Source organism: Shewanella sp. M-Br (genome assembly GCF_036245925.1).
Taxonomy (GTDB): Bacteria; Pseudomonadota; Gammaproteobacteria; order Enterobacterales; family Shewanellaceae; genus Shewanella; species Shewanella oncorhynchi.
The window spans coordinates 19,429-42,776 of the sequence record NZ_BJBV01000023.1; the positions used below are offsets into that span (position 1 = coordinate 19,429).

The 23,348-nt window shown below is 43.2% G+C and carries 20 protein-coding genes and 1 pseudogene; 9 read left to right on the forward strand and 12 right to left on the reverse strand.

All coding sequences use genetic code 11. From position 1 onward, the window contains the following. The 4 genes and pseudogenes from AAA952_RS17690 to rfbB all read left to right on the forward strand — a co-directional run bounded on the left by AAA952_RS17690 (nucleotide 1) and on the right by rfbB (nucleotide 5,308). A complete protein-coding gene (locus AAA952_RS17690) occupies nucleotides 1–1,167 on the forward strand; it encodes a nucleotide sugar dehydrogenase (RefSeq protein ID WP_113940963.1) in 1,167 nt (388 codons plus the stop codon). 376 nt (nucleotides 1,168–1,543) lie between these two features. Beyond that, entirely contained in the window at nucleotides 1,544–3,484 is a 1,941-nt protein-coding gene (locus AAA952_RS17695) for a nucleoside-diphosphate sugar epimerase/dehydratase (protein ID WP_338258745.1), read from the forward strand. Nucleotides 3,485–3,598: 114 nt separating this feature from the next. After that, a pseudogene (gene glmM / locus AAA952_RS17700) lies at nucleotides 3,599–4,147 on the forward strand (phosphoglucosamine mutase); the annotation flags it as partial. Nucleotides 4,148–4,276: 129 nt separating this feature from the next. Beyond that, nucleotides 4,277–5,308 (forward strand): dTDP-glucose 4,6-dehydratase, encoded by a 1,032-nt coding sequence (rfbB, locus tag AAA952_RS17705; protein ID WP_113940965.1) that lies wholly within the window; start codon nucleotides 4,277–4,279, stop codon nucleotides 5,306–5,308. Nucleotides 5,309–5,334: 26 nt separating this feature from the next. Here the strand turns inward: rfbB and AAA952_RS17710 are convergent, their stop codons facing one another. Next, a complete protein-coding gene (locus tag AAA952_RS17710; protein WP_338258721.1) occupies nucleotides 5,335–6,042 on the reverse strand; it encodes a HutD/Ves family protein in 708 nt (235 codons plus the stop codon). Nucleotides 6,043–6,240: 198 nt separating this feature from the next. Next, nucleotides 6,241–6,693 carry a copper resistance protein NlpE gene (locus tag AAA952_RS17715; protein WP_113940966.1) on the reverse strand — a complete coding sequence of 151 codons (453 nt, stop codon included), beginning with the start codon at nucleotides 6,691–6,693 and terminating at the stop codon, nucleotides 6,241–6,243. Between the two features lie 259 nt (nucleotides 6,694–6,952). Between AAA952_RS17715 and AAA952_RS17720 the strand changes: the two genes are divergently transcribed. From AAA952_RS17720 to rfbC, 4 genes are all read left to right on the forward strand, one after another. Beyond that, the gene (locus tag AAA952_RS17720; RefSeq protein WP_263139279.1) at nucleotides 6,953–8,494 is read left to right on the forward strand and encodes a DUF3369 domain-containing protein; all 1,542 of its coding nucleotides are present in this window, start codon (nucleotides 6,953–6,955) and stop codon (nucleotides 8,492–8,494) included. Further along, the gene (locus AAA952_RS17725; RefSeq protein ID WP_338258722.1) at nucleotides 8,491–9,861 is read left to right on the forward strand and encodes a GAF domain-containing sensor histidine kinase; all 1,371 of its coding nucleotides are present in this window, start codon (nucleotides 8,491–8,493) and stop codon (nucleotides 9,859–9,861) included. The genes AAA952_RS17720 and AAA952_RS17725 overlap by 4 nt, the downstream gene beginning before the upstream one ends. 216 nt (nucleotides 9,862–10,077) lie before the next feature. Beyond that, complete coding sequence (rfbA, locus tag AAA952_RS17730) at nucleotides 10,078–10,965, forward strand: glucose-1-phosphate thymidylyltransferase RfbA (RefSeq protein ID WP_338258723.1); 888 nt, start codon at nucleotides 10,078–10,080, stop codon at nucleotides 10,963–10,965. Continuing rightward, a complete protein-coding gene (gene rfbC / locus AAA952_RS17735) occupies nucleotides 10,955–11,494 on the forward strand; it encodes a dTDP-4-dehydrorhamnose 3,5-epimerase (RefSeq protein WP_338258724.1) in 540 nt (179 codons plus the stop codon). The genes rfbA and rfbC overlap by 11 nt, the downstream gene beginning before the upstream one ends. A gap of 147 nt (nucleotides 11,495–11,641) precedes the next feature. On the opposite strand, the gene AAA952_RS17740 is transcribed toward rfbC, so the two are convergent. The 6 genes from AAA952_RS17740 to panB form a co-directional block, all read right to left on the reverse strand. Further along, complete coding sequence (locus tag AAA952_RS17740; protein WP_330148320.1) at nucleotides 11,642–13,990, reverse strand: YjbH domain-containing protein; 2,349 nt, start codon at nucleotides 13,988–13,990, stop codon at nucleotides 11,642–11,644. Further along, nucleotides 13,990–14,775: a capsule biosynthesis GfcC family protein gene (locus AAA952_RS17745; RefSeq protein ID WP_113940971.1), complete on the reverse strand. Its 786-nt coding sequence runs from the start codon at nucleotides 14,773–14,775 to the stop codon at nucleotides 13,990–13,992. The genes AAA952_RS17740 and AAA952_RS17745 overlap by 1 nt, the downstream gene beginning before the upstream one ends. Nucleotides 14,776–14,785: 10 nt before the next feature. Continuing rightward, nucleotides 14,786–15,493, reverse strand: a complete 708-nt coding sequence (locus AAA952_RS17750) for a YjbF family lipoprotein (protein WP_113940972.1) — start codon at nucleotides 15,491–15,493, stop codon at nucleotides 14,786–14,788. Between the two features lie 142 nt (nucleotides 15,494–15,635). After that, entirely contained in the window at nucleotides 15,636–15,884 is a 249-nt protein-coding gene (locus tag AAA952_RS17755; RefSeq protein ID WP_113940973.1) for a hypothetical protein, read from the reverse strand. 194 nt (nucleotides 15,885–16,078) lie between these two features. Then, nucleotides 16,079–17,203, reverse strand: a complete 1,125-nt coding sequence (locus AAA952_RS17760) for a patatin-like phospholipase family protein (protein ID WP_028761134.1) — start codon at nucleotides 17,201–17,203, stop codon at nucleotides 16,079–16,081. A 136-nt stretch (nucleotides 17,204–17,339) separates the two neighbouring features. Then, on the reverse strand, nucleotides 17,340–18,182 hold the full coding sequence (gene panB, locus AAA952_RS17765) for a 3-methyl-2-oxobutanoate hydroxymethyltransferase (RefSeq protein ID WP_219250903.1): 843 nt from the start codon (nucleotides 18,180–18,182) through the stop codon (nucleotides 17,340–17,342). Between the two features lie 187 nt (nucleotides 18,183–18,369). Here panB and AAA952_RS17770 point away from each other — a divergent pair, with 187 nt between their 5' ends. Then, nucleotides 18,370–19,251, forward strand: a complete 882-nt coding sequence (locus AAA952_RS17770; protein WP_219250975.1) for an AraC family transcriptional regulator — start codon at nucleotides 18,370–18,372, stop codon at nucleotides 19,249–19,251. A gap of 140 nt (nucleotides 19,252–19,391) precedes the next feature. On the opposite strand, the gene AAA952_RS17775 is transcribed toward AAA952_RS17770, so the two are convergent. The 4 genes from AAA952_RS17775 to rcsF form a co-directional block, all read right to left on the reverse strand. After that, nucleotides 19,392–21,107: a proline--tRNA ligase gene (locus AAA952_RS17775; RefSeq protein ID WP_263148502.1), complete on the reverse strand. Its 1,716-nt coding sequence runs from the start codon at nucleotides 21,105–21,107 to the stop codon at nucleotides 19,392–19,394. 227 nt (nucleotides 21,108–21,334) lie between these two features. After that, nucleotides 21,335–21,964: an acyltransferase gene (locus tag AAA952_RS17780; RefSeq protein WP_338258725.1), complete on the reverse strand. Its 630-nt coding sequence runs from the start codon at nucleotides 21,962–21,964 to the stop codon at nucleotides 21,335–21,337. Beyond that, on the reverse strand, nucleotides 21,965–22,699 hold the full coding sequence (gene tsaA / locus AAA952_RS17785; protein ID WP_338258726.1) for a tRNA (N6-threonylcarbamoyladenosine(37)-N6)-methyltransferase TrmO: 735 nt from the start codon (nucleotides 22,697–22,699) through the stop codon (nucleotides 21,965–21,967). It abuts the gene before it with no gap. A gap of 192 nt (nucleotides 22,700–22,891) precedes the next feature. Next, nucleotides 22,892–23,272, reverse strand: a complete 381-nt coding sequence (gene rcsF / locus AAA952_RS17790) for an Rcs stress response system protein RcsF (RefSeq protein ID WP_263173654.1) — start codon at nucleotides 23,270–23,272, stop codon at nucleotides 22,892–22,894. Nucleotides 23,273–23,348: the final 76 nt, after the last annotated feature.

Genomic DNA, 23,348 nt, shown 5'->3' on the forward strand with positions numbered 1-23,348 from the left:
ATGAAAATTGCGGTTGCCGGAACAGGTTATGTCGGTTTATCAAACGCTATGTTATTAGCGCAGTATAATAAAGTTGTAGCTGTTGACATTATTCCTGAAAAAGTTGAGATGCTTAATAACGGGATATCACCAATTGTTGACGTGGAGATTGAGGAGTTCTTAGCTAATAAAAATCTTGATTTTACAGCAACTTTAGATAAAGAATTAGCGTTCAAAGATGCTGATTATGTCGTTATAGCTACACCAACAGACTACGATGTTAAGACCAATTATTTCAATACTTCTTCGGTAGAAGCGGTAATTCGAGAAGTTATGTCGATTAATCCTAATGCTGTAATGGTAATTAAGTCGACTGTTCCAGTTGGTTATACTGACCGTATTAAACGAGAACTAAAAATCGATAATCTAATATTTTCTCCGGAGTTTCTACGTGAAGGTCGAGCGCTGTATGATAATTTGCATCCGTCACGCATTATCGTTGGTGAACGGTCTGAACGTGGTAAAGTATTCGCTAACCTATTAGTTGAAGGTGCAATTAAAAATAACATTGATGTACTATTTACAGATTCAACGGAAGCTGAAGCCGTTAAACTATTTTCTAATACTTATTTAGCTCTGCGAGTATCTTACTTTAATGAGCTAGATTCTTATGCTGAATCTCATGGTTTAGATTCACGTCAAATTATTGAAGGTGTTGGCTTAGACCCTCGTATTGGTAACCACTATAATAACCCTTCATTTGGATATGGTGGTTATTGTTTACCTAAAGATACTAAACAACTGCGAGCTAATTATGCTGATGTACCGAATAATATCATCAATGCGATTGTTGAATCAAATACAACTCGTAAAAATTTTATCGCAGATTCAATTCTTAAGCGCAATCCTAAGTGTGTTGGTGTTTATCGATTAATTATGAAATCGGGTTCAGATAATTTTAGAGCATCGAGTGTCCAAGGTATTATGAAGCGCTTAAAGGCAAAAGGAATTGAGGTTGTTGTATATGAGCCTGTGTTGAAAGAGAATGAGTTTTTTCACTCTAAAGTGATTAGGTCGCTAGATGAGTTTAAATCCAGCTGCGATGTTATTGTGTCCAACAGAATGGTTGATGAAATTCGCGATGTTGCCGATAAAGTTTATACGCGAGATTTGTTTGGGTCAGATTAAAATGAATTCCTTTTATAGATGATTTTATGTGAATAAATTTATCCATTTAAACATCTTACTAGCGCTTTGAGTATTTTATTAGTATTTTGCAGTTCGTTCTCATTAGTTGATTTTCCTGAGAGAATTGTCTTGACGGATTTATCATCATGCTAAGGTTAATGGGTGATTTTTTACTTATGGAAACGGTCTGTTGGTTACTTGAGTTTGGTTGTTGTTATTGGGATGCTATAATGCTCAAACTTGTGTAATCTTACTTGGGCTAATGAATAGTGATACTGGTAAGTATCCTATTGTGATATTCCGAAAAATCTTTGCACATAGGACGCTTTGGGGTGTTCATTTTTTAGGTTGTCGAAAATTATTTGGGGGAGCGAAAATGGAGTTTTTGCAAGGCTTGTTCCGCTTAAAACGTACTCACAAACGTATGGTAGGTGTTGTTGTTGACTCGGTTTTCTTGTGTTTTGCTTTCTGGGCTGCAATATTGGTCCGAGTAGATGATGTTAGCGTAATTGCTAATGGGTCTTACTGGGCATTGCTAGCAGTCGTTGTTCCTTTGAGTATTATTTGCTTTGTTAAATTAGGTTTATATCGAGCAGTATTACGCTATATGGGGCTGCAAGCCTTAAGTGCAATATTGTTTGGCGTCTTTGCCTCTACAATTTGCCTACTGATAATTGCATATTACTCTGAGGCTAATTTACCCCGTACTGTACCAATTATTTACGCTGCTTTTGCCTTGGTATTTGTTGGTGGAACTCGCGCTATGGTACGCTCGTTAGTGGGGTCTGGCCTAAAGCGCGTTGGTGAACCTGTGATTATTTATGGTGCTGGTGTGAGTGGTCGACAATTGGTAACTTCACTTGTTCAAAGCCATGAGTATTATCCCTTTGCCTTTGTTGATGACGATGCAACCCTGCATGGCACTGTAATTCAAGGTGTGAATGTTCATTCGCCTTCTATTATAAAAAAACTCATCACACAAAAAGCTGCTACAAAGGTATTGCTGGCTATGCCAAGTGCTTCTCGCTCTCGTCGCCAAGAGATTTTAGTCAAGCTTGAACCTTTGGCTGTACAAGTATTAACCTTACCTGCAATGGCTGATCTGGTGAGTGGTAATAAGCTTTATAGCGATATTAAAGAAGTCGAAATCGATGATTTGTTAGGTCGTGATGCAGTTACTCCCCGTTGCGATTTAATGGTTGCCAATATCCGCAATAAAGTAGTGATGGTCACGGGAGCTGGCGGCTCGATTGGCTCTGAGTTATGTCGACAGATATTAAAACAGTCACCTAAAAAATTAGTGCTATTTGAGTTATCTGAGTTTGCCTTGTATACGATTGAGCGCGAACTTTCAGCGACAGCTTTTGAGTTAGAACTTGATGTTAAAATTTTACCGATCATGGGCTCGGTACAACGGGAAAATCGTGTTCAAGCAGTAATGCAATCGTTTAGAGTCCAAACTGTGTATCACGCTGCAGCCTATAAGCATGTGCCATTGGTGGAGCACAATGTCGTTGAAGGTGTGCGTAATAACATCTTTGGTACTTTATATACTGCTCGTGCAGCGATTGCAGCTAAGGTTGAAACTTTTGTATTAATTTCGACGGATAAAGCTGTACGACCAACTAATATCATGGGCACGACTAAGCGTATGGCAGAGTTGGCACTTCAAGCGTTATCTAAAGAAACACATCAAACCCGTTTTTGCATGGTTCGCTTTGGTAATGTATTAGGATCTTCTGGATCTGTGGTGCCCTTATTTCGTAAGCAAATTGCCAATGGGGGACCTGTTACTGTTACTCACCGTGAAATTACCCGTTTCTTTATGACAATTCCGGAAGCTTCTCAGTTAGTTATCCAAGCGGGGGCCATGGGTAAAGGTGGTGATGTGTTTGTGCTGGACATGGGGAAATCCGTCAAAATTGTCGATTTAGCGGCAAAAATGATTCGTCTCAGCGGTTTTGAAGTGAAGGATGAACTCAATCCTGATGGTGATATTGCCATTGAGTTTAGTGGATTACGTCCTGGTGAAAAATTATACGAAGAATTACTAATTGGTGATGATGTAACTGGCACTGAGCATGAACGTATTATGACTGCCAATGAAAGCTATCTTTCTTGGAAAGAGCTAGAAGTTATTCTTAATCGCTTAGATAAAGCTTGTCATGAGTTTAACCATGAAGCTATACGAGAAATCTTACTGTCAGCACCAACAGGTTTTAACCCAACAGACGGGATATGTGATTTAGTGTGGCAGCAAAAGAAAAAATTAAGTGCTGTTGATGGGCAAAATAAAGTTGTTCCGCTAGTTTCTTAGTTTTCTTGTGGTATTTAAAAAGCACGGTTTTAAGGGAGTTGTATGCCAATAAGTTTTTGGTATCCGACTGTGTTCGAAGCAAGGCGAGTAATTTCTCATTACTTTTATTCATCCTTGCTCATGCATGCCACCCACAAAAAAGGCGAAATGACTGGTGGCGTGGTTGGTACCTTAATGTCAAATCTTGGTTTAGAGCTTGGGCTTAAGCAGATGGATATCCCTTTTGTTCGCGCTAAAGTGGGCGACCGCTATGTTGTTGAGCAACTTAAATATACAGGTTGGCAACTTGGCGGAGAGGGTTCTGGACATATTTTGAGCTTACAACATGCTTCAATAGGAGACGGCATTGTTGCGTCCTTACAGGTACTTAAAGCTATATTAGAGTCCCAGAAGAGTTTGTCTGAGATAAAAGCTGGCATGACTAAACTTCCTCAAGTGTTAATTAATGTACGTTTAGCCACCGCTAATGCTGATAGCATTTTAGCGGCAAGTAGCGTTCAGCAAGCCGTGATTAAGGTTGAAGGGCTCTTAGGTGACCAAGGGCGTGTGTTGTTGCGCAAATCTGGTACAGAGCCGCTTATTCGCGTAATGGTCGAATCTACCGATAAGATTATGACGCAGACTCAAGCTGAATATATCGCAGATGCGGTCCGAGCTACTTAGATCTGGAGTCTGTAAAGCCTAATGGCGCTAGTGTCCATTCAGATCTTAATATGCTGAATTTTCAAGCCAGAAATTTGTATACTTTCTGGCTTTTGTTTTTCTAACCTTTTACTTTTTTGGGTGAGTGATATGCGAATATTGATTACGGGTGGGGCTGGCTTTATCGGTTCTGCCTTGGTCCGTATGCTGATTGAGCAAACGACGTGTGTAGTGATCAATTTCGATAAGTTAACCTATGCCAGTCATTCTGATGCTTTGGCCGAAATTGCCGGTAGTGAGCGCTATCATTTTATTCAGGCTGATATTTGCGATAGAGCGAAATTAGATGCCGTATTTCAGGATTATCGTCCAGATGTGGTGATGCATTTAGCGGCCGAAAGCCATGTTGATCGCTCAATTGATGGGCCTGCTGAATTTATCCAAAACAATATAGTGGGTACTTATACATTGCTTGAGGCGTGCCGCTGCTATTTCCAAAGTTTGAATGCGGATAAGCAAAAAGTTTTTAGATTCCATCATATTTCCACCGACGAGGTTTACGGTTCCTTAGGGGCTACAGGATTCTTTTCTGAGACTACAGCCTATGATCCTAGCTCTCCTTACTCAGCCAGCAAGGCATCGGCGGATCATCTTGTTCTGGCATGGCATCGCACCTACGGTTTACCGATAGTTATCACTAACTGCTCCAATAATTATGGGCCTTTTCAATACCCTGAAAAATTGATCCCTTTGATGGTTAATAATGCATTGGCCGGAAAACCGTTACCTGTCTATGGTAATGGTCAGCAAGTACGTGATTGGTTATATGTAGATGATCATGTGCGTGCCTTGTTTCTTGTTATAACACAGGGCAGAGTCGGGGAGACCTATAATATTGGAGGGGCTAATGAGCGTAGCAATCTAGCGGTTGTTTACCAAATTTGCGATTTACTCGAAGAGTTAGTACCCACTCATCCGCAAGCTTTTGTTATTAATGGTATTGGTTTTCGAGGTTTGATAGAACATGTTACAGACAGACCTGGGCATGATGTGCGTTATGCCATTGATGCGAGCAAGATCCAGCGAGAACTTGGTTGGCAACCATTAGAGTCCTTCGATTCTGGGCTCAGAAAAACTGTCGAGTGGATAGTAGCTCGGTATTTTAACGCGTCAATTGAGTAATATTGGAACTTAACCTGCAAATACTGTTATAGAGAACTGGCAGTAATAGACACTTTAAGTAGTCGACTTGGTCTTGTTGATTTTAACCTTATACCATCGCCTTGTTGGAAAACGAGAATATCATAGGGCATGATCTTGATAAGCTTGCCATTGTGCTCCCATGTCATGGTATCTAAGCAGCAGAGTATTTGGATGATAGGGACGTAAGCTTCAGTTTTTTGCAGTTCATTTGGATCGTTGTTTGAGGTTGCAATCTGTTCTTCGATAAATATGTCATCAAAGCTAAGCCTTTGCGTATGCGCTTTAAATGCGCCGCGTTTGGTCATGACATTGAAATCAATAACATTACTGCCTAATAATTGACTTGTTATTGAGGTTTCACCAGCAAAGCAGAATGGGTTATCAGCGGGCGTGAGTCGCTTATATTCAGTTATATCTGTATCTCTCGGTATCTTTTCTCCAGCTCCAAGGCCATTTCTCTGTTTTGTCCCTTCATGACTATTGATGCTGAGTTCAACACCATCACCTTCCAGAATGAGCAGTTGCCTGTCTATGTCGATAAATGATGAAAAAGGTCCGTTGCTGCTAATACTTGCAATGCTGATCCGATAATCAAATTCAGTAAGTTCGGCATTGATGGGGGAAATGAGTAGCTGTTTTGTGCTTCCACCACCATTTTTCCATGGCGTTGATGGGCAATCTTGATAGCGGATCAGTTGTATGCTGTTATTCAAAATCACCTCTTTATTGGTTAAGAAGGTTTGATTCGCCTTTCTTAGCTTCACAACTTCTAAAGCATGGCTTTGCGATTGCAGAACATTTCTGTGTGACTTATGGATAACGGTACGGAGGCTTTGCTCTTACGTTAAGTACAAAGCCGCCGTTATTCATAATCTAATACCGCAGCTGAGTGCTAGCTGCCAGCTCTGCTTTTATAGACCTTTCTTTTTCAACACATAATTTGCAGCAAGTTCGCCGGTGATCCGTTTGCCTTCAGTGTCTAACATGATCAACTGATTTTCACCGACCAAATATTGTGTACCATCTTCTAGGGTGATTTTCTGGCCCAGTTCGTCCCATGTCACTTTGCCCATCAGTTTTAAAATCTTTTCATCTTTACCTAAATAAACTGTTTCTTGAACAAAGCTATTATCAGCTTGCAAAGTGATTAGGGTTTGCATTCCTTCACAACTGGCGCAAGGCAATACGCCTTCATAACTACCTGCCCAATCGAGCGAGTTCTGGCTGGTATCACCTACTGGGACGGATTTTGCCGCTTCTGTTTGAGCTTGGGCTGTATTGACTGCCGTTTCTTCTTTTGGGGCTTCTGAGCAAGCCGTGGTGAATAAAGCCAGCAGTGCGATGTAACATAGTGATTTTTTCATAGTAGCTCCAATAGAAATTTTGGGAATTATGCATTAAGTGCACTCATCATACCCGCCAAGACTAGGTTAGGCTAATATTTGCCATTTCTATTTTTATAACAATAACTTAAGTTGTGTTTGTGTGGATTTTAAGTGGCCAGTATGTTAGTTGTTTGTCCTAAGCGGTAATTAATGGGATGATAATTTATCCTTTGAAACTAGTCACTTTTAAGATTGAATCTATACTAAAACGTAACTATTCATGGTTAATGGTGGTTTTGTGGCGTTATTTAAGAAAAGTGCTGATGTTATCGAAGATACATCCCATAAGCCTAAACAAGGCATTTGGAAGGTGGCCATTATTGATGATGAACCTGGGATCCATGATGTCACTCGATTTGCGTTAAAAAATCTGACCTTAGATAATCGAGTCTTGCAGTTCTACTCCTGTTACAGCGCTGCTGAAGGTTTGACATTATTTCAAACGGAATCAGATATCGCCTTGGCCTTTATTGATGTCGTCATGGAAACCGATCATGCAGGCTTAGAGCTAGTCCAAAAAATTCGCACTGAATTAAATAACCACAGTACCCGCATCATTTTACGTACGGGTCAGCCGGGGCAAGCACCTGAAGAGCAAGTTATTCGGGATTTTGACATTAATGATTATAAAGCTAAAACAGAGCTCACCGCGGCTCGGCTTAAGTCTTGTGTGTACACCTCATTGCGCTCCTATCGCGATATAAAAATTATCGAGCAAAGCCAAAAGGGGATGGAGAAAGTGATTGCTGCTTCCACCTCTGTACTTAAGAGCCATACATTGCATAACTTTGGTAGTGCAGTGCTCGAACAGACCTTGCAACTGCTCAATCTTGAAAGCTCGGCTCTTTATCTCACGAGTTATCATCAAGACCTTTACCTCGATACTCAAATGAATCTGCTGGCCGCCACGGGAGATATGATCAGTTACTTTGAAGGTGGAAGCGTTGAGACTCTGCCAGGGGATGTGCGGGAACATATTATTGAAGCGATAGCACTAAAAACTTCGCTGATCCGTGACAATATTTATGTTGGATTTTATGAGCTTAGTGGACATGTCACCAGTATTCTCTATTTACAACACAACACTAAGTTAACGGATTTTCAAGTCAGCATTCTTGAGCTATTTGCGGCAAATGTGAGCTTAACCTTTGAGAACTTATCGGGCCGCGAAAATGTGCAGCAGACACAAAGGGAGCTAATTTTAATCATTGGAGATGCCATTGAGCAGCGCAGTAAGGAGACTGGAGCCCATGTGCGCCGCGTAGCCCGCATGACAGAAATGCTCGCGATTGCCATTGGTATGAAGGCAGACTTTATCGAAACTATTCGTTATGCGGCGCCTCTTCATGATGTAGGCAAAATTGGTATCCCTGAGAGTATTTTGCATAAGCCCGGTAAACTCGATGCCGAGGAATGGGCGATTATGCAAACCCACGCAGAGAAGGGTTATAACCTGTTGGTTGGCTCAAATCGTATCATTGCCAAAATGGGCGCTAGAATTGCTTATACTCACCATGAACGTTGGGATGGGCAAGGTTATCCCCGTGGGCTATCGCAGGAAGACATTCCTATTGAAGGCCGCCTGATGGCGATTGTTGATGTGATTGATGCTTTGCTTTCCAAGCGAAGTTACAAAGAGGCTTGGTCTGTTGAGGCGGTGCGCGAGTACATCTTAGCGCAATCGGGTAAACAGTTTGATCCTGTGTTATGTGAAGCCAGCCTTGATTTGTTAGATGTGTTTGCCTCCCTACATATTCATATTCCGGATGAGCCACTATGACCCGAATGCTTGATCGAATTTTATTTGATGTCAGTAAGTCTCAGGTTATTGATGAGGGTGATCTCATTCAAGCATCACAACTTATCGTGAGCTCAATTTGTAAGGGATTACTGATCTCTCGGGCGGGCATTTGGTTGTTGAGTCCGGATAATCAGAGCATCGCTTGTTATTATTCACTCGACAATCAGCAGCCACAAGAAGCGTTAGTGCTCACTCGCGCACAGTTTCCCCATTACTTTAGCCTGCTCGACAATGAGCGCACAATTGTCGCCAATAAGGCGCAAACGGATCCCGCCACTAAAGAATTTGTCGAAACCTATCTGAAACCGAATCAGATCAGCTCTTTGTTGGATAGTCCTATTCGTCACCACGGCAAAATGGTGGGGATTATTTGTTCTGAACATCAGGGCGAGGCGAGGGAATGGACTCGGGATGAGAAGGCCTTTGCCTCGGCACTGGCCGACCTTTTTGGTCGAGCCATGAGTGCTAAAGAGATTATTGAATATCAACAACAGCTCAAGCTCATTAATACCGATCTTGAGCATCAAGTTGAGCTGCGTACCGCAGAGCTTGAAACGGCATTATCGACTTTAAAATCAACCCAAAAGCACTTAATTGAAAATGAAAAAATGGCGGCCTTAGGCAGCTTAGTTGCTGGTGTTGCCCATGAAGTGAACACCCCCCTTGGCATAGCTGTCACATCCGTGACCCATTGTTTGGATGAGTTATCCCTATTGAAAGGACTCTTTGAGAAAAACGAGCTTGATGAGGATAAATTTGTCAGCTTTATCAATACAATGCAGGATGGTTTATGCTTAATTGAGCGTAATCTTTCCCGTGCTGCAGAACTGGTGCATAACTTTAAGCGTACTGCTGCAGACCAATCGATACTTGAATGCGAGCGCTTTAATCTGAAGAATTATATTTTTCAAATATTTAGTTCATTAAAACCCTTGATGCGTAAGAAAAATATCACTTTAAAAGTTGAACTTGACGATAATATTTTTATTGATTCTTACCCCGGTGCGATCGCACAAATTTTCACTAACTTAGTCGCGAACAGTTTTCGTCATGCTTTTCCCGATGATTTTGTCGGTGATAAGCAAATTGTGATAGTAGTTGAAAAAATGGCTTCGCAGATCAAGTTGATTTATGAAGATAATGGTGTAGGCATGTCAGATGAAGTGAAAGCCAAAGCATTCGAGCCCTTTTTTACCACCGCAAGGCAGAGTGGTGGAACAGGTTTGGGGATGTCGATTATTTATAATCTGATCACACAAAAACTGAATGGTAATGTGTCACTCTTCTCAGCGCCTAATCAGGGGTTACGTATTGAGATGCTGATCCCTGAAAGTAGTAAGGGTTGAGATAGGTTAGCGTCTTCTTATATGTTTATTAAGTAAAAAACGAATTTAAATCTTACTGAGCCAAAATGGTATTTAGCTTTTGCGGTTTACTATTCTGTTGCGTTGTTTTTCTTGCATTAACAGCCAACAGCCCTGTTATCTGTTCTTCCTGCTCGCGACATTTTGTATGCTACAATCTTGGCACTTCAACATGGCTTATCAATCCTAAATATTTCAATGAGAAAAGGCATTTTACTGGCGGGCGGTACTGGCTCGCGTCTTTATCCTATGACGCAGGTTGTCTGTAAGCAATTACTGCCCATTTATGATAAACCAATGATTTATTACCCACTTGTCACCTTGATGCAGGCTGATATACGGCATATTTTGATCATTTGTACTCCCCACGATTTACCACTGTTTTATGCATTACTCGGTGATGGTAGTCATTGGGGACTTAAGCTGCAATATGCCGAACAAGCCTCTCCGAAGGGATTGGCTGAAGCACTCATTATCGCCGAGCCATTTTTAGCGGGTGATGCCTGTGCGCTTATTCTAGGGGATAACCTATTCTATGGTCAGCACTTAACGGTAAATTTGCAACATGCTTGGAAAGGCCAATCTGGGGCGACCGTTTTTGGTTACCATGTGGCGAACCCTAACGCTTATGGTGTTGTTGAGTTCGATGACACGGGTAAAGTGCTTTCTATCGAAGAGAAACCTCTGCAGCCTCGTTCACGTTACGCTATGCCTGGCTTGTACTTTTTTGACGGCAGAGCTGCAACATTTGCAAAAACGGTTTTACCTTCGGCAAGGGGCGAGTTAGAGATTGTCGATGTTATCACTCGTTACTTAGCTTTGGGAGAGTTACGGGTCGATATTCTAGGGCGTGGGACGGCTTGGTTAGATACTGGTACGCCTGATGCCATGGCCGAGGCGACACAATTTGTTGCTGCCATTGAGAAACGACAAGGGCTAAAAATCAATTGTCCTGAAGAGATTGCATTTCGCTGCGGTTGGATCAATGGGCAGCAGTTAGCGCAATTGGCTCAGCCTTTACTCAAGAGTGGCTATGGTGAGTATTTGCTCGGTTTACTCGATAAGCAGGTATTTGATGAAATGTAATGAAACTGAATTAGCCGAAGTATTGGTGTTTGAACCTCAAGTATTTGGTGATGAGCGTGGTTTTTTTAAGGAAACGTTCAGGCAATCCTATTTTGATGCTTGTTTTACTGCAAGAGGACTTGAGCCTCCCGTATTTGTGCAGGAAAACCAGAGTCGTTCGCAATACAATGTTCTGCGAGGCTTGCATTTTCAACGGCAAAAACCGCAGGGTAAATTGGTGCGGGTCTGTGCAGGGAGCATTTTTGATGTTGCCGTCGATATTCGGGCTGACTCGGCCACCTATGGAAAATGGGTTGGGCGAGTGCTATCGGCAGAGAATCATCTGCAAATGTGGATCCCACCCAGCTTTGCGCACGGTTTTTATGTTCTTAGTGATTATGCTGATGTTATTTATCAATGTACCCAATATTATGATCCTGAAGATGAAATCGTTTTAGCTTGGAACAGTGCTGAGTTTGCCATTGATTGGCCATTAATTGCTGCACCGATTTTATCCACCAGAGATAGCAACGCCAGCACACCCTCATAAAGCCAATCACTGCTTGTACTAAAAGGAATTATTAAGTCGTGAGTTAATTTGGCAGTGCAAATTTTACTATTATAAGTTAGTCCTAATGGCAGAAAATAAAACGGGCAAGAATTATCTTGCCCGTTTTGAGGTTTAACTGCGTACCAACTATTTAATGGGGTCTACACTGGGTCTGGTATACCAAGGTGACCGCGCATCAGTCATATCAAATAAGTTATATTTACGACCAAGCATTTGGCCGCCGTCACGGGTTAGTGGTATCCAAGACAGGAAAGCACGACTATGCGTCGACTTAACTGTCATTAGATCGAATGGGATTGAAATATAGAATCCCTTGGTAAAACTACCTTCACCGTATTCTTCTGCTGACAAATTAGTTTTTGTCGCAAATGCGCCGACAATAACACCACTATCAAACTGTTTCGAGAAATCAACTGTTACGCCTTTATCTTCGGTAAGATATTGTCCTGCACTGACCCTAAGTAAAGTATTAGGTAACCACTCAGGTTGGTAGTATACAGTGGCATGTCCAGTCATTACTCCAGTTTGAACCCGGTACGCACTATTGGTGAGAGGGTCAAATTGATTTTCGTCCTTAAAGAACCCAAACATGCTATCGGGATCTCGCTGCTTGGCATAGTTAACATCGAACCCAAAGGCCCATTGGCTATTTAAAGGGCGATATAAGAACTCAGTACCAACACCGCCATACATCATCTCTAAATAACCACCATAGGCTTGATAGGAAATATTATCGCTAAGATTGTTCATCCAAGTGAATTGCAGGTTATTAACTCTCATTGAGTTATCGTGCACATATTGACGGATTAAGGTTCTTACGCGTTTTAAGTCAGTGCCATCTGGTGGCACGTCGTATAAAAACTTATCGTAGTTATCATATAAATTAAGATAGAGAGAGCCATTAAATTCGAAGTTATCGGTAAATTTATAACTTGCACTACCTGTAACGCCGATATTAAACATGTAAAAACCTTCCGAGCCACCGAATGATTGCGCCATAGTGGGGGAAACATCAAAGCTGAGTTTATCTAACCAATTTTTATCTGAGTTTGTGACTAGCTGACCTTTAGGTAATGAAGGAACACTTACTTGACTTGCATCTGTTACCTTCGCATTCCGATAACCCCAATTAGCAACTTGCGCAAATTTTTCCGCATCAATACGGGTTTCGGTAATTGGCTGGTTATAATGAGTTTCAATCAAGCGATACTCTTTGATTTGAGTTAGATCGCTATTGTTGGCGAGTATAGTTGCCGCTCTTTGATGGGCTTCATTTCTATCTCGAAACTTAGTTTGCTCACCAACGACAGTGATGCTGTCAGAGTCGAGGTAAATTTTAGGATTGTTATAGCCCGCAATGGATTGTAGATCCTGTGCTACTTTCGACCAGTTAATTGCTGTTTCTAACATGCCCTCTTGTGGCTGTATTAAATGAACGTCAGCGATTTCTATTGTGGTATCTGAGGTGGCGCTGGCTATTGTAGGCGTTTGTTCAGAAGAATTAACACTATCTAATGGCGTATTGGTTGTTTGCACATGTGTTAACGGTGCCGCAGGAATTGGCTTATATTTCGCTGCAGCAGGATCGCGTTTAATTTGGGTTACATCAGTAAAGTTGGTTTGTAGGCTAAAACCGAGTGCTAACGTATTGCCTCGTTCATAACTTAAATGCAGATCACCCCAGTTACCAAATCGATATAGTAAACCATAGTTGAACTTACTGTCCTGTGGCATATCTTTACTACCTCTTACAACAGGTATATCAGCTAAATAGTCGTTACCATCGTACTCAATTTTTATTCGCAGAGGTTCCCACGGAGTTTGGTATTCGACTCCACCATAGAGAGCGGAGCAGCCTTTAAACCAACGTTGATAATCAACTGTGCCGCCTTTGCCACCGTAGGCGGTATCTCTATCGCAGTTATCACTACCATTTTTGTTGGTTAAATTGCTGCTATTGCCGATATAGCCCCAGCCTATCCCTAAGGTAAAGTCGACTGGTCCAACACGTTTAGTGGCCGCAATAAACTCGCCATCAAATAAGCCTGTACCACCAAAATCTCTGATACCAATAGAAGTTTCTGGTAACCAGTAGCTTTCATCAAGTAGACGGATTTTAAAGTCGATCCCCTTATCTGTATATTTGCTATTACCGCTAAAACTGGGGTCACTACTGTAGGGTATATCTTGTACTTGTGTATATCGTACTGTAGTTTCAAACCAAGAGAAAAGCTGTACAGAAGCTGAAAAATGCTGATATTCAGAGTTATAAGACGTTGCAAAATTAAACTCACCCTCAGGAGCCATACGTCCTGTAGGCATTTGCATTAATCCTACACCGCCAAAATCCGATTGCGAGGCTAAGAGTGGAGGATAGCTAAATTCATCGGCTTGGACATGGAATAAAGGGAAAAGAGCCAGAGCAATAGCTGAAAGTTTACTTAACGTAAGATTAGAATGGGTAGCGTTATTCATTACAGAGCCCGATTCCTTAGTAATTCAATAATATTGGCGTTCAATGTGCTGTAGTCTTCTATTAAGTCTGAAAATTCAACATAAAGCACAGCTCCTGGTGCAATATCTTGCGCTTGAGCATTCCAATAGGCTATTGGTTGTTTTAGTGCTTTACCATCTGGTTGAATTATCCATATGAAGCTATTATCAGCGTTTTCTAATGGAATTGCTTTCGCTAAATAGTCTTTACTATTCTTATTGACTTGCCATTCAAAACTTCCCGCTTTAGCTACCGCACCCATGACAAGTACTGTCGTAGGTCTCTGAGGTAAGATAAGTTCGAAACGGCCATCAATTAGAGGGTTGTATGAGTCATTTATCCTGATTAAATCAAGATGTAATGGCTGCATTACGCGCAGTCCAAGCTTGATTTGTCGTAAAAACTGCGCAAGTTTAGCAAGCTTTGCTGTATAGATGCTGTCATCTGCAGCTTGACCCATTTGTGCTAGTTGGGACAGAGTTTCTTTGCGCTTAGCTTCTAAAGCGGCAGTGTTTTGGATATCGAGTAGTGCTGCACCCAACCAATAAATGGGGGTTATCTCTTTATGATTGTTTTTATTATGTATTTGAAGTTGTTGTAAGCCGTCCAGTACTACTTTATCAAGACGAATCGATGTTGGATAAAGTAATTCTACTTGTGCATCTTGGTTTGACGACGTTGTAACTAACAATTGGGTTTCAGCCTGAGCTACTGCCGCTAAAACAGAACTGAGCAGTAGTGCTAAGGGCATTAAATAGGATCTCATTGGGACTCCACTAAGACGCAAATGGCTTGAGTAATGTAATTTCGATAAAAGGCTGATTAGGGGCAATTTTTTGACGACTCTTAATCACATGACCTGTTTCTGGTGTGAGCCAAAATTCATTTTGATACTGAATATTGAGATTATCTACCGAAACTGATTCAAGGTAATGTAGCGCTTGGGTTGGAGTCTCGTTGATGAGAATATTTTCTTTAGCGATAAAACTAAAATGTGAGTTTACGCGGTAGCCAAAGTGATATCCGGGTTGCCAATCAATCGTTCGAGTCCATGTTTTGGGGGTGCTGTCTAAATGTAAGCCTAAGAGTATAGGATCTGGATCATTGCTTTCTACTGCAATTAAATCACCTGTTAATAGATTGCTTGTCCTAACCAATCGTCCATTTATTGTTACTAACATGGCTTTATCTGCAGAGAGCCATTTAAACTCTGTTATTGCAGGAGTCGGTGGTAGCGTTAAGGTGAACTTAGGCTCTGCAAGTGCAAGTACAATAAACGCTTGAGGAATACCATCGATTCGAGCATAGATACTGGCATAGGGGATATTATTAACTTGCTGTTCCGACAATTGAGTATCTTTGTCACCGATAAAGGCTAACTTCAAAGTATCGTTAAGTGCGCTGATTCTTTGGCTACAAGCGGTTGTGTTTACTAACACAATCGAGATTGTCAGTAGTGACAGTAATTTTTTATGTATACGCATCCGAGTTGCTTATTCTCAATTAGGATTAAATAGCGAATTTAAAGAGGTACCAGACAGATTGCAAGTTATGAAATTAACTTTGTAAACACTAAAAAAAACAACCGCCCATAAGGCGGCTGTTTAGACGCATACTAACAATAGCTTAGTTACCAGTGCCAGTTGTTGTACCAGTACCAGTACCAGTACTAGTAATTGGATTACCGTCTGAACTGTTAGAGATAACAACTGCGCCAGCAATTGCAGCAGCAGCAGCTACGCTACCAGCAACGATAACACCAGTACTAGTGCTTGCAGCAGTACCAGTACCGGCAGCTTGGCCTTCAACTGCATTTGCAGCCATAGAGCTGAATGCTGTCATTGCAACGATAAGTGCTAGTGAAGTTTTTTTCATCGTGATTCCCTTTTTGAAAAAATGTGCATGATTTTTTGATAATCTAGTACAGCATAGTAAGCGATGCAAACAAAATTATCAATGTTAAATCCATCTTCTTGCTCATGCGAAAGTTTGAATTTCGGCACTAATATTCAAGCTATATCTATCCATTTGGCATGATTTTTAGTGAAGAAACTGATTAAGTCGTTAGCTTATTTTAAACAAAAGAAATCTTTAAGTTCATCGATTTTTTCCATGGCATCTTTATAGCCTAAGTCGATTAAAGCGCTGGTATACGTTTTTTCGAAGAGTAGGTAGGACACAATACTTGAGTCTGATTGCCTGTCTATGCCGATGAAGCCGAGTAAGGTTTTGACGGCCCATGGCATGTCATCATAGAAGCGGGCAGCAATTTTGCTGAGATCTTCGCTAGGTTTGATGACTAGGGCTTTAATCGGATGCAAGGCGAGTTTGTTACGACTTGACTCAGGAATCAGGCTTAAAGTGTTATTGATCCTTTCTAGTCTCTCAAGGTCGCTATTTAAGGTATCTGAAAAGATGGTATCGAGCAGATGACCCGCTATTGTCGCTGTTTTTGGGTGATATTCGAGTTCCATCGGAAAGTGCTTGTGTGGGCTCTCTAAGTTAATGACTAAGAGTTTTTCTGCGCCTAAATGAATAGGGCTTGAGAGCGGTGCTAGCTGATGGACTGAACCATCACCATAATAGGCTTGGTTGAGTTTAATGGATGGAAATACCATAGGGATTGCCGAACTGGCGAGTAGGTGCTCGGTATTGAGCATGATACGTTCGCCACTGCGACGGGCACGGGTCCAGTTTTCGATTTCTTTCGCGGCTTGAAAAAAGGTCACTGAGCGAGAGTTATTATAACAAGAGGCATCTACACTTAGCGCCGTCAGTGAGCCATTACGGATATTACGGTCGATACGTTTAAAGTCGATGAGCTCATTGAGTAAGCCTCTTAGCGGATCATTATCGAGCAGACTGCCTGCATCGGTATTGACCTTATCATCTTGCATGCCTTTGAGGGCCATTTTCGTTAGATGGCTGAGAACACCGGTGATCGAAGCTCGGTAGACTTTTCGGGTTTCAAAATGACGCCAAACCCATTCGAGTTTTCTGACACCAAGGTGAAAGCAAGAGGCATGGGTAGCGATAGCTGTGCCATTGATGGCACCCGCAGAGGTTCCGCAAATAATTTTAAAGGGAATACCATGATTGCGTGGATAAAGCTGGACCAGTGCTTTTAGCACGCCGACTTGGTAGGCGGCCCTAGCGCCGCCACCGCCTAAGACTAATGCAGTTGATGTAGGCAATCTTCAGACTCAATTTATTGTTTTAATAGTTTTATTAAAGCAACGCCCCCCTATAAAAAGCAAGTCGGTAGACTCAATTAGTTGTAAATTTCGATTTATCATTTATTCGATTGCTGGAACATTTCGCTTTAGACAATTAATCCGCAGTAACCTTGGTCGTTTTACTGAGGCCAAAGCAATGCTCCGATGTTGGAAATTCACCCGTTCTCACTTCTTGGGCATATTGTGCGCAGGCCTTAGTGATCAATGGTCCTAAGTCGATATAGCGTTTAGCAAATTTAGGCGTGTAGTCAGAAAATAAGCCTAAGATATCCTCAGTCACGAGCACTTGACCATCACAGGCGGGTGAGGCACCAATGCCTATGACTGGGATTGAGACTCCTGCGGTCACTGTGCGCGCCGCGAGCTCGGATGTGCCTTCAATCAGTATGCTAAAAGCGCCTGCTTGCTCAAAGTCTTTCGCTAAACTAACGAGGGCTTCGATGGCGGCAGCATCCCTTGCTTGGGTTTTAAATCCACCCAATTGATTCACGTGTTGCGGCATTAATCCTATGTGTGGCATTACAGGGATCCCTCGCTGGGTTAAAAAACGAGTGGTGTCGAGCATCTCTGCGCCACCCTCGAGTTTTACCGCCTGCGCGCCTGTGCGTATTAATACTTGGCTGGCATGTTTGAAGGCTTGCTGAGGCGATTCTTGATAACTCCCAAAGGGCATATCGATAATAACGCAGGCATGTGCTGCGCCGCGAGTGACAGCAAGACCATGATTAATCATCATTTCTAAGGTGACCCCGAGTGTAGAGTCTTGCCCATAAACCACCATGCCGACGGAGTCGCCGACGATAATCATATCCACATGGGGATCGATAATTTCTGCCATCGGCTTTTCATAGGCGGTTAGAGCAACTATGGGGGTTTTACCTTTCATTTTTTGTAATGTAACGGGCGTTACGCGATTTTTATCCATGTGGATACTCATGTCATCTCCAATTTATTCAGTCTGATATGACATGTTAGCGTTTGCAGCTTTGGCTTTAGCTCGATAGATTGACTTAATGTCTAGATATAAAGACACTTCTTTGCATAAAGGTACTTCTAAACAAAGAGGCGCTTCTATACGGAAGAGGCTCGATAATACGAAAAGAAGCTTCGATATAAAAATCACCTTGGGCTATAACACCTTGAATCAAGTCACTGACACGTATTTATCCCAGCAGCATATTACTCAGCACACGCAGGTCGCACCTTCACGTTTAGCCGCCGCAGGGCTAAGTGCCTCCATCATGTTGCTTAAGCGAACACTCAAGCCGTTTGAACATGTGCAGCGCCATAGTCATTCCTGGGGACAGGTCATTTATGCCAGTCAAGGCGTGTTGAGTGTGATCACGCCTGCGGGGCGTTACATTGTGCCGCCTGAGCAAGCGGTGTGGGTGCCTCCCTTTGTCGATCATGAGGTTATCGCGCTAGGTCAGGTGCAATTGAGTAGTCTGTATTTGGATGAAACCCGGATAGGCGGGTTTCCACCCGACTGTACTTGTTTGAGTGTGAAGCCTGTTTTGCAGTTATTACTGCAAGAGGCTAATGCCTTAGTGAAGAGTGAGGCTGGGCTAATTGATCCCGATTTTAAGGATAGCGTCATGCGGCTCTTGATGGTGATCCGTGATTTTATGGTACTCGCCCCTAAGGTCGCCTTGGATTTACCTTATCCTAGGGATAAAAAATTACTGCGTATTACCGAGGCTTTGCTTGCCGATCCAAGTGAGCAACGTACTTTGGTTGATTGGCAGCGGGAGGTCGGTGCCTCGGCCCGCACGTTAGCGAGATTATTTAAACAGCAAACAGGGCTGAGTTATAGCCAATGGTTGCAAAGGCTTAGATTGCAGGTGGCGATTCAAATGCTCAGCCGAGGTGAATCTGTGCTCACTACAGCGTTATCCTTAGGTTATGCCTCGGGTTCAGCCTTTGGTTATATGTTTAGGCAGTTGATGGGCGTCGCTCCGAGTCAGTACCTGTTAGCGCAAAATACCTTGCCCAAAATACAGCGGTAAACAGCCGCATATAAAAAGTCATGTTGCGAGCCAATGTGAACGATGAAGGTCAATAAAAAGTCCAATAAAAAACGCACTTAAGCTGGGCTCAAGTGCGTTTCGTTTTTGATCTTCAGCTTGTCTACATTTCGCGTTGAGGTTTAGCCTTTAACTGCGTTTTTCAGGAAGTCGAGCAGTTGATCGAATGGAATATCTTGTTTTTCACCTGTGCGGCGGTTTTTGTATTCAAATACGCCAGCATCAATATTGCGATCGCCAATCACCACTGTATGTGGGATACCAATCAGTTCCATATCGGCGAACATCACGCCTGGACGCTCTTTACGATCATCCAATAACACTTCGATACCCGCTTCGTTTAAGTCTTTGTATAACTGCTCGGCGATATCGGTGACGCGGTGCGACTTGTGCATGTTCATTGGCAGAATACCCACGCTAAATGGCGCAATCGCTTCTGGCCAAATGATGCCACGTTCATCGAAGTTTTGTTCGATGGCTGCTGCCACGATACGGCTCACGCCGACACCGTAACAACCCATCAGTAGCACCTGTGACTTGCCATTTTCGTCAAGTACAGTCGCGTTCATCGATTTAGAGTAGTTAGTGCCCAGTTGGAAAATATGGCCCACTTCGATACCGCGTGCCATAGCATAAGTGCCGGAACCATCAGGTGTTGGTTCGCCTTCGACTACGTTACGGATATCGGCAACTTGCGCTGTCGGCAGATCGCGTTCCCAGTTGATACCAAAATAATGTTTATCATCAACGTTAGCACCGGCGGCAAAATCGCTCATGACGCTAACGCTGTGATCGATAACGATAGGAATTTTAAGACCGATAGGGCCAAGTGAACCAGGACCTGCGCCAATGGCGTCACGGATTAGGGCTTCTGGCGCCATTTCCAATGGTGATGCGACTAAGTCTAACTTGTCGGCTTTGACTTCGTTGAGTTCATGGTCGCCACGAACGATTAACGCCACTAGCGGAGCGGCTTCGGTTGCACCGACTACGATCAAGGTTTTGACCGTTTTAGTGATATCCAAACCAAACTGCTCAACTAATTCCGCAATGGTCTTCGCATTTGGGGTATCGACTAAACGCAATGCTTCAGTGGCTGCGCCGCGTGGCTCAGTTGGCATAGGTGATTCGGCTTTCTCAATGTTAGCCGCATAATCGCTACCCGTTGAGTAAGCAATTAAATCTTCACCGCTTTGCGCTAGCACGTGGAACTCGTGTGACATGCTGCCACCGATTGAACCCGTATCAGCTAAAACTGGGCGGAAAGCTAAGCCCATGCGCGATAGAATGTTGCTATAGGCTGTGTACATAGCCTCATAGGTTTCATTCATGGTATCGACGTCAAGGTGGAAAGAGTAGGCGTCTTTCATCAAGAATTCGCGTGAGCGCATCATGCCAAAACGTGGACGAACTTCGTCACGGAATTTGGTTTGAATTTGGTAAAGGTTCAGTGGTAATTGCTTATATGAGCTGACTTCTTTACGAATGAGATCCGTGATCACTTCTTCATGGGTTGGCCCCAGTACGAAGTCGCGATTGTGACGATCTTTAAAGCGTAACAGCTCGGGACCAAATTTTTCCCAACGACCTGTTTCTACCCACAAGTCTGCCGGTTGCACCATAGGCATTAGAATTTCAATTGCACCGGCTTTGTTCATTTCTTCACGAACAATGGCTTCGACTTTACGCAATACGCGTAAGCCCGTGGGGAGGTAGCTGTAAAGGCCCGACGCATTACGACGGATCATGCCCGCACGTAACATTAATTGATGACTAATGACCTCTGCGTTGGCAGGAGTTTCTTTCTGTGTTGATAGTAGGTACTTGCTGACGCGCATTACCGATGTCCAAATTTGAGTTGAATGGTCGCCATTTTATCACCTGCTTTGGTGATGTCACCTAGGGATTTAGGTTAAATTCAACTAGCTGGGAGATAAATAGCATTTTTTGATGCTGGATAACGGATAACGGATAACGGATAACGGATAACGGATAACACAAGGAAGAGCGCTGTGCTGTTAGAGCGTGACTTCGTCACTGCTAGTATCAAGATTATCCTTACTGCTTACTTATCCCGTCTATCACCAATCACTTTGGCGGGGTTGCCTGCCACTATCGCCCAGTCGGGTACATCCTTAGTCACTATGCTGCCCATACCCACAACAGCGTGATCGCCAATGGTCACACCATCGACTATACCTGCCTGAGCGCCAATCCAAACATCTTGGCCAATAACAATGCCTTTGGAGTTGGCAGCTTGTTGATAGATGGGCGTATCTGGCGCCATGCCATGGTTGAAGGCGTAAAGGGTGACATTATTGGCGATGCGGGTCTGGCTACCAATTTGAATACCCACTCTACCGCCATCGAAGGAGCAGCCATGATTAATCGCCACTTCGTCCCCTAGTGTGATAGGCCCATGTAAGAAACAGTCGGCGGCGATCATGCAGCGATTACCCATGCGGATATCACGATTGGGTTCGGCAAATAACTGCGCCTCGGGGGCGATAAAGCATTGCTCGCCGATGTTGATGGTTTCGAGGGCACAAAGTTTTGCTTGAATATCGTCTTGCCAAGGTTTGGCCCAGATTAAATGTTTCTCTTTTAAAGAAAAATACAGCCACGGCATCCAAGAGAGCCGCTTTTTATGCTGGCTTTGATAATCAGGTTTTGATGTAGGCGTTGGCGCGGACATTTAGCCAGATTTCCCCGGTTTGAGTTCTAGTACCAAGATGTATTCTTGGTCATTGTCATCGACCGCCATTTGCCAGAACACATCTAAATCATAGAGGGCGACTTGATATAACTTAGGATCGTCCTTGGCTTTTTTGTAGGCGGGGCGCGGATCTTGCCCCAGCACACCGCGGATAAGCAGAGCTAAATCTGTGTAGGTTTCCTGCAGGGTGTAACGCTCAATCTGCGTCTTGGCATGGTCAGAATACACCACTGAAATCAGTTTAGGGGCGTCTTGGGCAATGCCGCCTACAGCATCGGTAATCGAATCTGAGAAAGGAATGTATGGCTTAATATCGATAATCGGCGTGCCATCGAGCAGATCCATACCAGAAATTTCGAGGCACACTTTGCCCTTGCGCTGCACTACGCCGTGCAGTTTCACCACAGATTGGCCTATACCATTGGGGCGAAAAGTGGAGCGAGTGGCGAACACTCCGAGTTTTTCATTGCCGCCTAAACGCGGCGGGCGCACTGTGGTTTTCCAACCTTGGGCAAGATTCTCATGGAAGCAAAACAGTAACCAGAGATGTGAATATTGCTCTATGCCACGCACCGCATCGATATGATTCACATGGGGTTCGAGTTCGACATAACCACGCGCTTCAACAAGTCCGGGTTGTCTTGGAATGCCAAATTTTTGTTTATAGGGCGTGCGGCATGTTGCCACTGCGATAATTTGGTTGGTAAATGTCATGCAAAAAATTACCTAAAGGGTAAGTATAACAACCGCCTAAGCTCATCATTCTAAGCTAATCATTAAGGCCCATCTTTGTGTGCTAATAATGCAGCGTTGGTCATGAAGCGTTAGCCATTAAGCGGTTGATAGGGGCAATCTTATAACACTATAGGATCACGCCGCGAGCAGTATGCTTAATATGCGTGAGGCTTACTCTGTTGTAGCCGTTTTTACTGCTTGACCAACGCATAATGCGCGGCTGATACAACCTTGGGCAGCTTCTTCAAATATGACACATTGCTTGATGATAATGCCGTTAGCCCCTTTATCTGCCGCATTGCGACGGGCTTCGGTTCTGGCATCGGCAAGTGACGCAGGCGCACCGTTAGCATCGGCCTGACAGGACTCACCTTCGACCAATCCTTTTAACTCATAATGACCTTTAGGCAAGGTATCACCTTCATAAAGGACGACATCGGATGCCTTGAAATAGTCATTAATCGCCTCACTGTCCAAATTACTGTTAAAACTGTAGTCGCTTGCACAGGCACTGAGTAGGAGCACTAATGCACTTGAGAGGATAATTTTCATGGTTTGACCTGAGGTTGAGGAGAAAACTGCGCAGCCTTGGTAGGCTGCGCCGATGCGATATTATTATCTGAGTAAA

Bases quoted from the DNA above. Each gene is read 5' to 3' on its own strand.
- AAA952_RS17690 (WP_113940963.1), top strand. From the start codon at position 1: ATGAAAATTGCGGTTGCCGGAACAGGTTATGTCGGTTTATCAAACGCT.
- rfbA (WP_338258723.1), top strand. From the start codon at position 10,078: ATGAGAAAAGGCATTTTACTGGCGGGCGGTACTGGCTCGCGTCTTTAT.
- AAA952_RS17775 (WP_263148502.1), bottom strand. From the start codon at position 21,107: ATGCGCGTCAGCAAGTACCTACTATCAACACAGAAAGAAACTCCTGCC.
- rfbC (WP_338258724.1), top strand. From the start codon at position 10,955: ATGAAATGTAATGAAACTGAATTAGCCGAAGTATTGGTGTTTGAACCT.
- rfbB (WP_113940965.1), top strand. From the start codon at position 4,277: ATGCGAATATTGATTACGGGTGGGGCTGGCTTTATCGGTTCTGCCTTG.
- panB (WP_219250903.1), bottom strand. From the start codon at position 18,182: ATGAGTATCCACATGGATAAAAATCGCGTAACGCCCGTTACATTACAA.
- AAA952_RS17740 (WP_330148320.1), bottom strand. From the start codon at position 13,990: ATGAATAACGCTACCCATTCTAATCTTACGTTAAGTAAACTTTCAGCT.
- rcsF (WP_263173654.1), bottom strand. From the start codon at position 23,272: ATGAAAATTATCCTCTCAAGTGCATTAGTGCTCCTACTCAGTGCCTGT.
- AAA952_RS17695 (WP_338258745.1), top strand. From the start codon at position 1,544: ATGGAGTTTTTGCAAGGCTTGTTCCGCTTAAAACGTACTCACAAACGT.
- AAA952_RS17745 (WP_113940971.1), bottom strand. From the start codon at position 14,775: ATGAGATCCTATTTAATGCCCTTAGCACTACTGCTCAGTTCTGTTTTA.
- AAA952_RS17750 (WP_113940972.1), bottom strand. From the start codon at position 15,493: ATGCGTATACATAAAAAATTACTGTCACTACTGACAATCTCGATTGTG.
- AAA952_RS17725 (WP_338258722.1), top strand. From the start codon at position 8,491: ATGACCCGAATGCTTGATCGAATTTTATTTGATGTCAGTAAGTCTCAG.
- tsaA (WP_338258726.1), bottom strand. From the start codon at position 22,699: ATGACATTTACCAACCAAATTATCGCAGTGGCAACATGCCGCACGCCC.
- AAA952_RS17780 (WP_338258725.1), bottom strand. From the start codon at position 21,964: ATGTCCGCGCCAACGCCTACATCAAAACCTGATTATCAAAGCCAGCAT.
- AAA952_RS17755 (WP_113940973.1), bottom strand. From the start codon at position 15,884: ATGAAAAAAACTTCACTAGCACTTATCGTTGCAATGACAGCATTCAGC.
- AAA952_RS17715 (WP_113940966.1), bottom strand. From the start codon at position 6,693: ATGAAAAAATCACTATGTTACATCGCACTGCTGGCTTTATTCACCACG.